General features: G+C 70.3%; 10 protein-coding genes. 6 read left to right on the top strand and 4 right to left on the bottom strand.

Going from position 1 to position 14,739, the window contains the following annotated elements; translation table 11 throughout:
• The first annotated feature begins 68 nt into the window (after positions 1-68).
• The 6 genes from rpoB (at position 69) to ABD709_RS07830 (ending at position 10,606) form a co-directional block, all read left to right on the top strand.
• Positions 69-3,578 (top strand): DNA-directed RNA polymerase subunit beta, encoded by a 3,510-nt coding sequence (gene rpoB, locus ABD709_RS07855; RefSeq protein ID WP_344774045.1) that lies wholly within the window; start codon positions 69-71, stop codon positions 3,576-3,578.
• Between the two features lie 24 nt (positions 3,579-3,602).
• Positions 3,603-7,466: a DNA-directed RNA polymerase subunit beta' gene (locus ABD709_RS07850; RefSeq protein WP_344774043.1), complete on the top strand. Its 3,864-nt coding sequence runs from the start codon at positions 3,603-3,605 to the stop codon at positions 7,464-7,466.
• 115 nt (positions 7,467-7,581) lie between these two features.
• The gene (locus ABD709_RS07845; protein WP_344774041.1) at positions 7,582-8,550 is read left to right on the top strand and encodes an ABC transporter ATP-binding protein; all 969 of its coding nucleotides are present in this window, start codon (positions 7,582-7,584) and stop codon (positions 8,548-8,550) included.
• A 7-nt stretch (positions 8,551-8,557) separates the two neighbouring features.
• Positions 8,558-9,421, top strand: a complete 864-nt coding sequence (locus ABD709_RS07840) for an ABC transporter permease (protein WP_344774039.1) — start codon at positions 8,558-8,560, stop codon at positions 9,419-9,421.
• Between the two features lie 10 nt (positions 9,422-9,431).
• A complete protein-coding gene (locus ABD709_RS07835; protein WP_344774037.1) occupies positions 9,432-10,232 on the top strand; it encodes an ABC transporter permease in 801 nt (266 codons plus the stop codon).
• 92 nt (positions 10,233-10,324) lie between these two features.
• Positions 10,325-10,606 (top strand): hypothetical protein, encoded by a 282-nt coding sequence (locus ABD709_RS07830; protein ID WP_344774035.1) that lies wholly within the window; start codon positions 10,325-10,327, stop codon positions 10,604-10,606.
• 18 nt (positions 10,607-10,624) lie between these two features.
• On the opposite strand, the gene ABD709_RS07825 is transcribed toward ABD709_RS07830, so the two are convergent.
• The 4 genes from ABD709_RS07825 to ABD709_RS07810 are packed head-to-tail and all read right to left on the bottom strand — an operon-like array spanning position 10,625 to position 14,698.
• On the bottom strand, positions 10,625-11,266 hold the full coding sequence (locus tag ABD709_RS07825; RefSeq protein WP_344774033.1) for a DUF4232 domain-containing protein: 642 nt from the start codon (positions 11,264-11,266) through the stop codon (positions 10,625-10,627).
• Between the two features lie 46 nt (positions 11,267-11,312).
• Entirely contained in the window at positions 11,313-11,981 is a 669-nt protein-coding gene (locus ABD709_RS07820; protein WP_344774031.1) for a hypothetical protein, read from the bottom strand.
• 33 nt (positions 11,982-12,014) lie between these two features.
• Complete coding sequence (locus ABD709_RS07815; protein ID WP_344774029.1) at positions 12,015-12,677, bottom strand: response regulator transcription factor; 663 nt, start codon at positions 12,675-12,677, stop codon at positions 12,015-12,017.
• Positions 12,674-14,698, bottom strand: a complete 2,025-nt coding sequence (locus ABD709_RS07810) for a sensor histidine kinase (RefSeq protein WP_344774027.1) — start codon at positions 14,696-14,698, stop codon at positions 12,674-12,676. The genes ABD709_RS07815 and ABD709_RS07810 overlap by 4 nt, the downstream gene beginning before the upstream one ends.
• Positions 14,699-14,739: the final 41 nt, after the last annotated feature.

Here is a 14,739-nt window from a genome sequence, read left to right as displayed (position 1 = left end):
CTTGTCCGGTAGTCGGGTGATGTGGTCGGCCGGCGCTCTCGCAGAGCGAATTCGTCGAAGGACAACTCTTGGCCGCGCGCACCACCCCCGGTAAGCCCCGCATCTCTTTCGCAAAGATCACCGAACCGCTCGAGCTCCCGCAGCTCCTCTCGCTCCAGACCGACAGCTTCGACTGGCTGATCGGCAACGAGGCCCACCAGACGCGCGTCCAGGCGCGCCGGGCGGCCGGCGAGGACGTCTCCGACAAGTCCGGCCTGACCGAGATCTTCGAGGAGATCTCGCCGATCGAGGACTTCTCCGAGACGATGTCGCTGTCGTTCGAGAACCCGGTCTTCTACGACCCGAAGTACACCGTCGACGAGTGCAAGGAGAAGGACCTCACCTACTCCGCCCCGCTCTACGTCTCCGCCGAGTTCACCAACAACGAGACCGGTGAGATCAAGGGCCAGACGGTCTTCATGGGCGACTTCCCGCTCATGACGCCCAAGGGCACCTTCGTCATCAACGGCACCGAGCGTGTCGTCGTCTCGCAGCTGGTGCGCTCCCCGGGCGTCTACTTCGAGCGCTCCGCCGACAAGACGTCCGACAAGGACATCTACACCGCCAAGCTGATCCCGAGCCGCGGCGCGTGGCTGGAGTTCGAGATCGACAAGCGCGACATGGTCGGCGTCCGGCTCGACCGCAAGCGCAAGCAGAACGTCACGGTCCTGCTCAAGGCGCTCCAGGCGATCGCCGAGGACACCGGCGAGGCCTACGACTACGAGGCCGTCATGGCCGAGCTGCGCCAGTACGAGTCGATCCAGCTGACGGAGGAGAAGGACAACACCCAGGGTCCGGACGACGCGCTGCTCGACATCTACCGCAAGCTGCGTCCGGGCGAGCCGCCGACGCGGGAAGCTGCGCTCACGCTGCTGCGGAACTACTACTTCAACCCCAAGCGCTACGACCTGGCCAAGGTCGGTCGCTACAAGATCAACAAGAAGCTCGGCCAGCACCAGGCGTTCGACCAGCAGACGCTGACGATCGCCGACATGGTCGCGACCATCCGCTACATCGTCCGCCTGCACAACGGCGACACCGAGATGGTCGACGACGCCGGGCAGGTCGTGAACGACGCCGACGGCAAGCCGGTGCCGGTCGACAACGACGACATCGACCACTTCGGCAACCGCCGGATGCGCACGGTCGGTGAGCTGATCCAGAACCAGCTCCGCACCGGCCTGGCCCGGATGGAGCGCGTGGTCCGCGAGCGGATGACGACCCAGGACGTCGAGGCGATCACGCCGCAGTCGCTGATCAACATCCGCCCCGTCGTCGCGGCGCTGAAGGAGTTCTTCGGCACCTCGCAGCTCTCGCAGTTCATGGACCAGACCAACCCGATCGCGGGGCTGACGCACAAGCGCCGGCTGTCCGCGTTGGGCCCCGGTGGTCTGTCCCGTGACCGCGCGGGCATGGAGGTCCGTGACGTCCACCCGTCGCACTACGGCCGGATGTGCCCGATCGAGACCCCTGAGGGCCCGAACATCGGTCTGATCGGCTCGCTCGCGTCCTACGGGCGGATCAACCCGTTCGGCTTCGTCGAGACCCCCTACCGGAAGGTCGAGAACGGCCGGGTGAGCGACAAGGTCGACTACCTGACCGCCGACGACGAGGACCGCTACGTCATCGCGCAGGCGAACGCCCGGCTCGACGCCGACGGCACCTTCGCCGAGGAGCGTGTGCTGGTCCGCCAGCGCCACGGCGAGGTCGCGGAGATCTCCCGCGACGAGGTCGACTACATGGACGTCTCGCCGCGCCAGATGGTGTCGGTCGCGACGGCCCTGATCCCGTTCCTCGAGCACGACGACGCCAACCGCGCCCTGATGGGCGCGAACATGCAGCGCCAGGCCGTGCCGCTCATCAGGAGCGACAGCCCGATCGTCGGCACCGGCATCGAGTACCGCGCCGCGGTCGACGCCGGTGACGTGGTCGTGGCCGACACCGCGGGCGTGGTCAAGGACGTGACCGCCGACGTCATCGAGACGATGAACGACGACGGCACCTACTCCACCTACCGGCTGGCGAAGTTCCGCCGCTCCAACCAGGGCACCTGCATCAACCAGCGCCCGCTGGTCGCCACCGGTGACCGGGTGGAGGTCGGTTCGCCGATCGCTGACGGTCCCTGCACCGACATGGCAGAGATGGCGCTCGGCACCAACCTGCTCGTGTCGTTCATGCCGTGGGAGGGCCACAACTACGAGGACGCGATCATCCTCAGCCAGCGGCTGGTCCAGGAGGACGTCCTCACCTCGATCCACATCGAGGAGCACGAGGTCGACGCCCGCGACACCAAGCTCGGCCCCGAGGAGATCACCCGGGACATCCCGAACGTCTCCGAGGAGATGCTCGCCGACCTCGACGAGCGCGGCATCATCCGGATCGGCGCCGAGGTCAACAACGGCGACATCCTGGTCGGGAAGGTCACGCCCAAGGGCGAGACCGAGCTGACCCCGGAGGAGCGGCTGCTCCGCGCGATCTTCGGTGAGAAGGCGCGCGAGGTCCGCGACACCTCGATGAAGGTGCCGCACGGCGAGTCCGGCACCGTCATCGGCGTCCGGGTCTTCGACCGCGAGGAGGGCGACGAGCTGCCGCCGGGCGTCAACCAGCTGGTGCGGGTCTACGTCGCCCAGAAGCGGAAGATCTCGGTGGGCGACAAGCTCGCCGGCCGGCACGGCAACAAGGGCGTCATCGCCAAGATCCTGCCGATCGAGGACATGCCGTTCATGGAGGACGGCACGCCCGTCGACGTCGTGCTCAACCCGCTGGGTGTGCCGCGACGGATGAACATCGGCCAGATCCTCGAGCTGCACCTCGGCTGGCTCGGCAAGCAGGGCTGGCACCTGGGGGCGGACGTCGCCGACGCTGAGTGGGCCAAGCGGCTCACCTCGATCGGGGCCGACAAGGCCGAGCCGAACAGCAAGCTGGCGACGCCGGTCTTCGACGGTGCCCGTGAGGACGAGATCACCGGCCTGCTCGCGTCGACGCTCCCCAACCGGGACGGCGACCGGCTGATCGGCGAGGACGGCAAGGCGCGGCTCTTCGACGGCCGCTCCGGCGAGCCGTTCAACGAGCCCGTCTCGGTCGGCTACATGTACATCCTCAAGCTCCACCACCTGGTCGACGACAAGATCCACGCTCGCTCGACCGGCCCCTACTCGATGATCACGCAGCAGCCCCTGGGCGGTAAGGCCCAGTTCGGTGGCCAGCGGTTCGGCGAGATGGAGGTCTGGGCGATGGAGGCGTACGGCGCCGCCTACGCCCTGCAGGAGCTGCTCACGATCAAGTCCGACGACGTCCCCGGCCGGGTCAAGGTCTACGAGGCGATCGTCAAGGGCGAGAACATCCCCGACTCGGGCATCCCCGAGTCGTTCAAGGTCCTCGTCAAGGAGATGCAGTCGCTCTGCCTCAACGTCGAGGTGCTGTCCCAGGACGGCACCGCGATCGAGATGCGCGACGCCGAGGAAGACGTGTTCCGCGCCGCCGAGGAGCTCGGCATCGACCTGTCGCGTCGCGAGCCGTCGTCCGTCGAAGAAGTCTGAAAGACGAGAGGGAATTAGATAACAGTGCTGGACGTCAACTTCTTCGACCAGCTTCAGATCGGCCTGGCTACCGCGGACGACATCCGCACGTGGAGCCACGGCGAGGTCAAGAAGCCGGAGACCATCAACTACCGCACGCTCAAGCCCGAGCGTGACGGCCTCTTCTGCGAGAAGATCTTCGGTCCCACCCGGGACTGGGAGTGCTACTGCGGGAAGTACAAGCGGGTCCGCTTCAAGGGCATCATCTGCGAGCGCTGCGGCGTCGAGGTGACCCGCTCGAAGGTCCGCCGCGAGCGGATGGGCCACATCGAGCTCGCCGCCCCGGTGACCCACATCTGGTACTTCAAGGGTGTCCCGAGCCGGCTCGGCTACCTGCTGGACCTGGCGCCGAAGGACCTCGAGAAGGTCATCTACTTCGCCGCCTACATGATCACCTCGGTCGACGAGGACGCGCGCCACCGCGACCTGTCCTCGCTCGAGGGGAAGATCCAGCTCCAGCGCGAGTCCATCGAGAAGCGCCGCGACGGTGCTCTCGAGGACCGCACCAAGAAGCTGGAGGAGGACATCGCCGCCCTCGAGGCCGAGGGTGCCAAGGCCGACCAGCGCCGCAAGGTGCGCGACGGCGCCGAGCGCGAGCTCAAGCAGCTGCGCGACCGGTCGCAGCGCGAGCTGGACCGGCTCGACGAGGTCTGGGACACGTTCAAGAGCCTCAAGGTGCAGGACCTCATGGGTGACGAGGTCCTCTACCGCGAGATGAAGAACTGGTTCGGCAAGTACTTCGAGGGCCACATGGGCGCCACGGCGATCCAGAAGCGCCTCGAGAGCTTCGACATCGAGGCCGAGGTCGAGTCGCTCCGCGAGACCATCGCGACGGGCAAGGGCCAGCGCAAGGTCCGCGCCCTCAAGCGGCTCAAGGTCGTCGACGCGTTCCGCAAGACGGGCAACAAGCCGCAGGGCATGGTGCTCGACGCGGTGCCGGTCATCCCGCCGGACCTGCGCCCGATGGTGCAGCTCGACGGTGGTCGGTTCGCGACGTCGGACCTCAACGACCTCTACCGCCGGGTGATCAACCGGAACAACCGCCTCAAGCGGCTGCTCGACCTCGGCGCGCCCGAGATCATCGTCAACAACGAGAAGCGGATGCTCCAGGAGGCCGTGGACTCGCTGTTCGACAACGGCCGTCGCGGTCGTCCGGTCACCGGTCCGGGCAACCGGCCGCTGAAGTCGCTGTCCGACATGCTCAAGGGCAAGCAGGGTCGGTTCCGCCAGAACCTGCTCGGCAAGCGCGTGGACTACTCGGGCCGCTCGGTCATCGTGTCCGGTCCCCAGCTGAAGCTGCACCAGTGCGGTCTGCCCAAGCAGATGGCGCTGGAGCTGTTCAAGCCGTTCGTGATGAAGCGCCTGGTCGACCTGTCGCACGCGCAGAACATCAAGTCCGCCAAGCGGATGGTGGAGCGGTCGCGCCCGGTCGTGTGGGACGTCCTCGAGGAGGTCATCACCGAGCACCCGGTGCTGCTGAACCGTGCGCCCACGCTGCACCGGCTCGGCATCCAGGCGTTCGAGCCCCAGCTGATCGAGGGCAAGGCCATCCAGCTGCACCCGCTCGTCTGCACCGCGTTCAACGCGGACTTCGACGGTGACCAGATGGCGGTGCACCTGCCGCTGTCGGCGGAGGCGCAGGCCGAGGCCCGGATCCTGATGCTCTCGACGAACAACATCCTCAAGCCGTCGGACGGCCGACCGGTGACCATGCCGACCCAGGACATGATCATCGGCCTGTTCTTCCTGACGACCGAGCGCGCCGACCAGCCGGGCGAGGGCCGCGTGTTCTCCTCTCCCGCCGAGGCGATCATGGCGTTCGACCACCGCGAGATCACCCTGCAGAGCAAGGTGCGGATCCGGCTGACCGACGCCGTCGTCGAGGACGTCGAGCCCGGCGAGCCGGTGATCCTCGAGACCACGCTCGGCCGGGTGCTGTTCAACGACGCCCTGCCGGCCGACTACCCGTTCGTGAACTACGAGGTCGGGAAGAAGCAGCTCGGCGGGATCGTCAACGACCTCGCGGAGCGCTACGGCAAGGTCGAGGTGGCCGCGTCGCTGGACGCCCTCAAGGACAACGGCTTCTACTGGGCGACCCGCTCGGGTGTCACCGTGTCGATCGACGACGTGATCACGCCCGACAACAAGCCGGAGATCCTGGCCGGCTTCGAGGACAAGGCCGCGAAGATCCAGAAGCAGTTCGAGCGGGGTCTGGTCACCGACGAGGAGCGCCGTCAGGAGCTCATCGAGATCTGGACCGAGGCCGGTGCCGAGGTCGGCAAGGCGATGCGGGCCGCGTTCGAGGCCCAGCCGTCCAACCCGATCTACATGCAGGTCTACTCGGGCGCCTCCGGCAACTTCAACCAGATCGGTCAGGTCGGCGCGATGCGCGGCCTGGTGGCGAACCCGAAGGGCGAGATCATCCCGCGGCCGATCAAGGCGAACTTCCGCGAGGGTCTCTCCGTGCTGGAGTACTTCATCTCCACGCACGGTGCCCGCAAGGGTCTGGCCGACACTGCGCTCCGTACGGCGGACTCGGGCTACCTGACCCGCCGTCTGGTCGACGTGTCGCAGGACGTCATCATCCGTGAGGACGACTGCGGCACCGAGCGGGGCCTGCCGAAGGTCATCGGCGAGCGGGACGCGGACGGGAAGGTGGTCAAGCACGAGAACGCCGAGACCGCTGCCTACGCCCGGACCGCTGCGGTCGAGATCACCCACCCGGAGACGGGCGAGGTGCTGGCCGGCGCCGGCGACGACCTCGGCGACGTCAAGATCGCGGAGCTGATCGAGGCCGGCATCGAGTCCGTGTCCGTGCGGTCCGTGCTGACCTGCGAGGCCCGCACCGGCACCTGCGCCAAGTGCTACGGCCGGTCGCTGGCGACCGGCAAGCTGGTCGACATCGGCGAGGCCGTCGGCATCATCGCCGCCCAGTCGATCGGTGAGCCCGGCACGCAGCTGACGATGCGGACCTTCCACACCGGTGGTGTGGCGTCGGCCGACGACATCACGCAGGGTCTCCCGCGTGTGGTCGAGCTCTTCGAGGCCCGCACGCCCAAGGGCGTCTCGCCGATCTCCGAGGCCGCCGGCCGTGTGGAGATCGAGGAGACCGACAAGGCTCGCAAGGTCCTGGTCACGCCCGACGACGGCTCGGAGGTCAAGGAGTACGTCGTCAGCCGCCGCTCGCGGCTGCTGGTGGGCGACGGCGACCACATCGAGGTCGGCCAGATGCTCACGCAGGGCACCCCGGACCCGAAGGAGGTGCTGCGGATCCTCGGTGTCCGGCGGACCCAGCAGCACCTCGTCGACGAGGTCCAGGAGGTCTACCGGTCGCAGGGTGTGTCGATCCACGACAAGCACATCGAGATCATCGTGCGGCAGATGCTGCGCCGGATCACGGTGCTCGAGTCGGGCGACACGAACCTGCTGCCGTCCGACCTGGTCGACCGGGTGAAGTTCGAGGAGGAGAACCGGCGCGTGGTCTCCGAGGGCGGCAAGCCGGCCTCCGGCCGTCCGGAGCTGATGGGCATCACCAAGGCTTCGCTCGCGACCGAGTCGTGGCTCTCGGCGGCCTCCTTCCAGGAGACCACCCGGGTGCTCACCGACGCCGCGATCAACGGCCGCTCCGACAGCCTCCGTGGCCTGAAGGAGAACGTGATCATCGGCAAGCTGATCCCGGCGGGCACCGGCCTCGAGCGCTACCGGAACATCCGGGTCGAGCCCACCGAGGAGGCGCGCCAGGCGGCCTACGCCGTGACCGGCTACGAGTCCTACGACTACGAGTTCGGCAACGGCACCGGCCAGGCGGTCGCCCTGGACGACTTCGACTTCGGTTCCTACCAGAACTGAGTCGTCGCCGAGTCGGCAGAAACTTGGCCCTTGCGGTCGAGCTTCTGCCGGCTCGGTCCATTTTTCGGGCCAAGTTTCTGCCGACTCGGCGAGAGTCTGCGGCTAGGTTCCTCGGGTGAGCGTTCTCGAGGCGCACGACCTGCGGCGTACCTACACGACCAGCTCGGGCCTGCTGCGCCGCAAGCGCAAGGAGGTCGAAGCGGTCGCGGGAATCGACCTGTCGGTCGGGGCGGGAGAGCTCTTCGGACTGCTCGGCCCGAACGGCGCCGGCAAGACCACCACCATCAAGATGCTGATCACGCTGCTGCTCCCGACCGGCGGGTCCGCGCGGGTGTTCGGCCACGACGTGGTCGAGGAGCCGCGGGAGGTGCGGCGGCGCATCGGCTATGTCTTCGGCGGTGACCGTGGGCTCTACGAGCGGCTCAACGCGCGGGACAACCTGCGCTACTTCGCCGAGCTGTTCGGGGTCGACCCCCGTGAGCAGCGCACCCGGATCCCGGCCCTCCTGGAGATGGTCGGGCTCGACGGGCGCGAGAAGGAGAAGGTCGAGGGCTACTCCCGCGGCATGCGGCAGCGGTTGCACATCGCGCGCGGACTGATCCACAACCCCGACATGCTGTTCCTCGACGAGCCGAGCATCGGCATCGACCCCGTCGGCGCCCGCGAGCTGCGGGCGACGATCTCGCTGCTGCGCGACCAGGGCAAGACCGTGCTCCTCACGACCCACTACATGTTCGAGGCCGACGAGCTGTGCGACCGGATCGCCGTGATCGCGTCCGGGCGGCTCGTCGCCGAGGGCACGCCCGACCAGCTCAAAAAGCGGGTGCGCACGGGTCACGTCCTCGAGGTCGAGGTCTTCGGCGCCGGCGACGACCTGGCCCGCCGGGCGACCGCGGTGCCCGGGGTGCGGTCCGCGACGCTCGACGAGTCCGGCCAGGTCCAGCAGCTCGTCGTGCAGGCCGAGCCCGGCGCCGAGGTCACCCACGACGTCCTCCAGCTCCTCGACGGCGTCCGTTACGGCAAGGTGGCGTCCCGGGCACCGACGCTCGAGGACGCCTACGTCGAGCTGGTGAGCGAGGAGTGAGGTCCCGGTGAGCAGCGACGTCCCGGTGGGACGCATCGACGACGCCAGGGCGGCCGAGCTGTTCGGCGGCGGCACCCGCGCGCCCCGCCGGCTCGGACCGCTCGCCCGCTGCCGGCAGCTCCTCGTCGCCTGGTGGATCCAGCTCAAGATGCTCGCCGTCGACCCGTTCACCGGCCTGCTGCAGGTGGTGTGGCCGCTGTTCTTCGCCACCGCGGCGTTCCTCGTCTACCGGCAGACCGGCGACCCCGCGTCGCTGGTGTACGCCGCCCTGGGCGCCGGGGTGATGGGCACCTGGTCGGCCGTCGCCACCACGGCCAGCAGCGCGCTCCAGCGGGAGCGCTGGCTCGGCACGCTCGAGCTGGTGGTCAGCACGCCGACGCCGTTCGCCTACGTGCTGCTGCCGATCACGACCGCGATGGCCAGCCTCGGCACCTACAGCCTGGTCGCGACCCTGCTCTGGGGACGCCTGGCGTTCGGTGTCCGGCTCGAGATCGCCGATCCGGTCGTGTTCGTGGTCGGCGTGGTCGCGACGATCCTGGCAGTCTCGATGTTCGGCTTCCTCCTGGCGGTCACCGTGGTGCGCTACCGCAGTGCCTGGGCGCTGGGGAACCTTCTCGAGTACCCCGGGTGGCTGGTCTGCGGGTTCCTCGTCCCGCTCTCGATCCTTCCCGCCTGGGTCGGCTGGATCGGCCGCGCACTGCCGCCGACCTGGGGGATGGCCGCGATCCGCGCGGCGGCCGACGGCGGCTCGCCGTGGCGGGACGTGCTGCTGTGCCTCGGTCTCGGGGCGGTGTACGCCGTGATCGCCTCGGTCGTGGCCGGGTCCGTGCTCCGCTCCGCCCGCCGCCACGCGACCCTCTCGCTCACGTGAGGTGCGGATCGTGATCGACCGGCTCCGGAACGACGCGCGGCTCCTCTCCGTGGGCGGCGCGATCAGCTTCCGCGCCCTGTTCAACTGGATGAGCCCCTGGATCTACGTGCCCAGCCTGTTGCTCGCCCCGATCTTCCAGATCCTGCTCTTCGCCTACCTCGGCCGCGGGGCCGGCGTCGGCGACGACCAGTTCTACGTCGTGGGCAACGCCGTCCAGTACTCCGCGATCCCGTGCCTGTTCGCGATGGGCCAGACCGTGGCGGGCGAGCGCCAGAACCAGACCCTCGGCCTGGTGCTCACGTCGCCCGCGGCGCGGATCCCGCTGTTCGTGGGCCGGTCGATCCCCGTCATCGTCAACGGCTGGATCACGACCCTGGTCTCGCTGCTGGTCGGAGGGCTGCTGCTGGGAGTGACCTTCGCGCCGAGTGAGCTCGCCGGCATCGCGCTGGTGCTCCTGGTCGCGTCCGCGTCGTGCACGGGTCTCGGCCTGGTGCTGGCGGCCATCGACCTGCGGGTGCGGGAGGGCGCGGTGATCAACAACATCGTGTTCGGCTTCCTGCTGCTGTTCACGGGCGCCAACATCGCGCTGTCGACGCTGCCGGGGTGGATGGCCCACGTCGGAGGGGTGCTCCCGCTGACGCACGCGATCGAGGCCAGCCGGCAGCTGGCAGCCGGCCGGTCCCTCGGCTCGGTCGGTGGTCTGGTCGGCAAGGAGCTCGGCATCGGACTGGTCTGCGTGCTCGTGGGCCTGCTGGCACTGCGGCTGATGGAGGAGTCCAGCAGGCGCCGCGCCACTCTCGAGCTGCTCTAGGGACCAGCCCTTTACCTCCACCAGGCTTCTGAGCCTGGGCGAACGGGGTACCGCCTCCTCTTTGGAACGCCACTCGCCAGGAAGGGACGGACATGACCGAACAGCAGCAGGACGAGGAGAACCCCGACACCGCTGAGCTCTGGGAGGCCGACGACGCCCGGAAGCGGGACGGGGACACCGGCCTGGACGGGACTCCCGTCGAGGAGATCGAGGAGGAGCGCCGCCGGCGCCTCGCCCCCGAGAACCGGCCCGAGAACGCCGAGGTGGACAACACCGATCGCGAGTTCGACGTCGAGAAGGGCATGTTCACCGACGAGGACGGCTACGAGGACGCGCCGAAGCTGTACCCGCCGCTCGGAGAGGGTGGCGCGTAGCCGGCGTACCTCCGCCGCTCAGCCCGCCACGTAGGGCTTGTGCTCGAGCAGGTGGACCTTGGGGTTGGCGCAGGCCGTGACCTGGTGCCGGACGAGCTGGGAGTCGGTCTCGTCCGGGATGTACACCCGCAGGGCGACGGCCTTCGCCGGCCGGCACGTGTGCGCCGAGTAGGGACCGGACGACGTCTCGGCCAGCTCGGACCGGGCGGTCCCGCCCGGTGCGATCGTGACCGTCGGGGTGTCGCCGGCGGTGCGGTCCGCCGCCGCACCGACCTGCTCGCCGTCGTCGCCGGCGTAGGAGATGCCGCCGTAGCCACGGACCCAGCACGGCGCGCCGGAGGTGTTGGTCAGCACGACGAAGCCGTAGCGGTGGCTGGTGGCGTCGTCCTCGTGCCGGTAGCTGACCTTCACGTCCTCGTTGGTGCACTCCGGGGTGCCTGCCGCGGTCGTGCCTGCCGCGGTCGTGCCGGCCGTGCTCGTGCTGGAGGTCGGCTGGACCGCTGCCGAGGTCGTCGTGGTGCCGGACGGGGCGTGGCCCGACCGCGGGGAGTGCGCCGTCGTCGGCGTGCTGCCGGCGTCGGTGGCGGTGTCGTCGGACCCGCAGCCGGCGAGTACGACGGCGCAGGCGGCCGCCGCGATCGTGCACAGGATGGTCTTCATGCTCGTTGGACGTCCGGGCGCCGCTTTGGTTGCTTCGTCGAGAGGCTCAGCGCTCGGACTGCGTGATCGCGCTGCGCCCGACCGCGAGCCAGATACCGGCCACGACCAGGCCGAGCACGATCGCGAACGGCAGTCCGGGCACTCCGGTCACCGCGACCGCGAGCAGCAGCCCGGTGGCCACGAGGCCGGCCGCCGTCCCGAGCCCGCGCGAGACCAGCCGCTCGGCGAACGCCATCCAGGTGAGCCCGTAGGCAGAGCCGAGCAGCGGCACGAAGGCGATGTAGGGGCTGAAGTCGGTCAGGATGAAGTAGTTGTAGAGGCCCTCGGGGTCGAAGTAGGTGTCCTCTGGACCGCCGGGGAAGTAGTCGCCCACGGCGCCGCGCCAGCCGAACGACAGCGCGACGAGTGCCGCGGTCGCGACCACGCCGAGGGTGACCACGGAGGCACCGACGGAGCCGGTGAACCGGCGCTCGACCCGCTGCCGCCACACCGCGGCCGTGACGAGCAGGAGCAGGACGAGCAGGTAGCCCAGCACGCAGGACACCCGGTAGGGGACCGGGTCGACGTCGGCCAGGGCGGCGGCCGTGAAGGGGTGCTCGAAGTCCGAGCTGTTGTCCGGCCTGCTCTCGAGGAGGATCGCGACCAGCCCGAGGAGGCCGCACGCGCTGATCAGGAGGGGCCAGGCGGTGAATCGCCGGGGAGTGGTGGTGGTCATGCGACCACGCTCGGCGGCCCGGCGACCCGGAGGTCAGGTCCGGGTGTCCTCGGTTCCCAGGCCGGCCTCCCGGGCACGCACGATGAGCTGCGCCCGGTCGGGCAGGTCGAGCTTGGTCAGCACGCCGTACACGTAGTTGCGGACGGTCTTGGTGCTCAGCACCAGACGTCGCGCGATGGTGGGGTTGTCGTAGCCGCGGGCGACGAGGTCGACCACCTCGCGCTCGCGGTCGGTCAGCTCGGGCAGCGGCACCACGCCTCGGGTCCGCGCGCCGGAGAGGTAGACCGCCGCGCGCTGGGCGAGCTGTGGGCCTAGCAGGAAGTCGCCGTTCGCGACCGCGCGCACCGCGCGCTCGACCTCGGTGGGCGAGGCGCCCTTGAGCAGGAACCCGCGGGCGCCGGCGCGGATCGAGGCGAAGAGCGAGTCGTCGTCGCCCAGCATCGTCACCACCAGTACGCCGACCGTCGGGTCGCGCCGCAGGATCTCCCGGGTGGTCTCGATGCCGGAGTCCCGACCCAGGTCGAGGTCCATCAGCACCACGTGCGGCGCCAGCTCGGCGGCGGCGGCGATCGCCTCGGCGCCGTCGGCGGCCTCGCCCACGACCTCCACGTCGGGGAGGGTCCGCAGCAGCGCGCTCATCCCGATCCGGAACACCGGGTGGTCGTCGACGACGAGGACCCGGATCGCGCCGGTCACGGCAGCACCATGACCACGCGGGTCCCGCCCGGGCTGCCGTCGACCTCGACGCTGCCGCCCAGCTCGGCCGCCCGCTCGCGCATCGCGGCGATGCCCACCCCCGGCGCGGCCTGCGGGTCGATGCCCCGCCCGTCGTCGCACACGCTGAGCCGGACCCCACCCGTCTCGGGCATCTCGAGGCACACCGCGCAGTGCCGGGCCTGGGCGTGCCGGGCGGCGTTGCGGACCGCCTCGCCGGCCACCTGGTAGACGACGACCTGGTGCAGGCCGTCCAACCGGTCGGCGTGCGGCGCGTCGACGGTCACGGAGAACCGCGGCATGGAGTAGCGCTCGGCGAGCAGGCGGAGCGCCTCGCCCAGCCGGCCCTCGTCGAGGACCGGCGGCAGCAGCACCCGCGCCATCTGGCGGACGTCGTCCGCGCGCCGGGAGAGCTCGGCGACGAGCCGCTCCAGCAGCACGGCGTCGTCCGGGCTGAGCGCCGAGGTCGACGGCACGGCGGCGAGCGCGAGCGCGGTTCCGGAGAGGGCCGGCCCGAGCCCGTCGTGGAGCTCGCGACGCAGCAGCCGGCGCTCCTCGTGGCGGACCTCCACCACTCGGGCCCGCGCGAGCTCCAGAGCACGGTTCGTCTCGTCCAGCTGGGCGGCGACGGCGACCAGGCCCGAGATCTGCTGGAGCAACCGCATGCTGCGGGGGTCCAGCCGCTCGCCGCGCGGCGCGACGGCGGTGAGGGTCCCGATCTGCCGGCCGTGGCTGCTCAGCCCGAGGCGGAGCGCGCGCTCGTCGGCGTCGGCCTCCTCGCGCCCGGACGCCGCGACGGTCCGGTCGTTGAGGCTGACCTCGACCCGGCTGAGCCGGAGGGCGCGCTGGAGCGCGGCGACCAGGCCCGCGAGCTGGGGGCTGTCGTCGTCCGCCGAGTCGAGGGCCTGCGCGACCCGCTGGAGCAGGACGGAGGGGTCGGCGCCGGACCCGAAGACCATCCGCTCGACCTGGCGCTGGAGCCAGTCGCGCAGCGGGAGCACCGCCAGCGCGAGCGCGGCGACCACGACCACGCCGCTGGACTGCTGCTGCCACGGCGTGACCATGCTGAGCGCCCAGACCGCGAGGACGTAGCTGGCGACCAGGATCGCGGTCAGCAGGGTGCCCACCAGCGTGCGGGAGATGGCCAGGTCGAGCCGCCAGGAGGGCTGGCGGCGGAGCAGGACGAAGACCACCACCGGCAGGGTCAGCTCGGCGACGAAGATCAGTGCGGTCCCGGCGAGGAACCAGTGGCCGTCCAGGCTGAGGCCCACCTCGAAGGCGAGGTAGCCGACGGCGACCGCGACCAGCGACCCCAGGAACCAGGTGAGCTGCCGGCGCTCGTGCAGCTGGGCGCGGCGCAGCCGCCATCCCAGGTAGCCGAGACCGACGAGCGCGAGCAGGGCGTAGCACGGCACCAGCGCGTCGTCGGCCATCGCAGCGACGCGCGACGGCGTACCGCCGCCCGTGATCGGGTGCGGCGGCGCGCCGGGCACCTGGATCAGCAGCCGGATCACGGTCGCGCCGGCGACCACGACGGCCCCGGCGATCGCGCCCGCCCTCAGCCAGCCCGTCGGCGCCCGCCTGCTCAGCAGCCAGGGCAGCACGAGGATCGTCAGCAGCGTCGCGGTGGTCCAGCCGGTGAGGAGGAACGACGGTGACCACGCCAGCCCGGGCAGGCCGGGGTGCGCGACGCCGAGGACGGTCCACGCGATGCCCGCGGCCGTGACGCCGTACCCCCAGCCCACGGCGAGGAACACCCAGCCGGCGAGGTGCCGCCGCCGGGACAGCATCAGCGCCCCGACCAGCCCGTACCAGAGGCTCATCAGCAGGTCGAACGGCGCGAGCCCCCGCCGGATCTCGAACGACGGCCCGTCCACCTCCGCCGTCAGCAGGAGAGTCGCGCCGGTCGCGATCGCGAGCGCCACCAGGGCCACGCCGAAGCCGGCGCCGAGCCGCTCCGGCAGCCCGCGCGCGGGCAGCGGCAGCGGGGCGGCGAGGGACACCGGCACATTCTCTCCGCTCCGACGGCCCGAGGTGACGGGAT

Origin of the sequence: Nocardioides panacisoli (assembly GCF_039537325.1) — a bacterium.
Lineage (GTDB): Bacteria > Actinomycetota > Actinomycetes > Propionibacteriales > Nocardioidaceae > Nocardioides > Nocardioides panacisoli.
The sequence above is the reverse complement of the archived record's forward strand: the minus strand, read 5'-3'. Positions and strand labels throughout refer to the sequence as shown.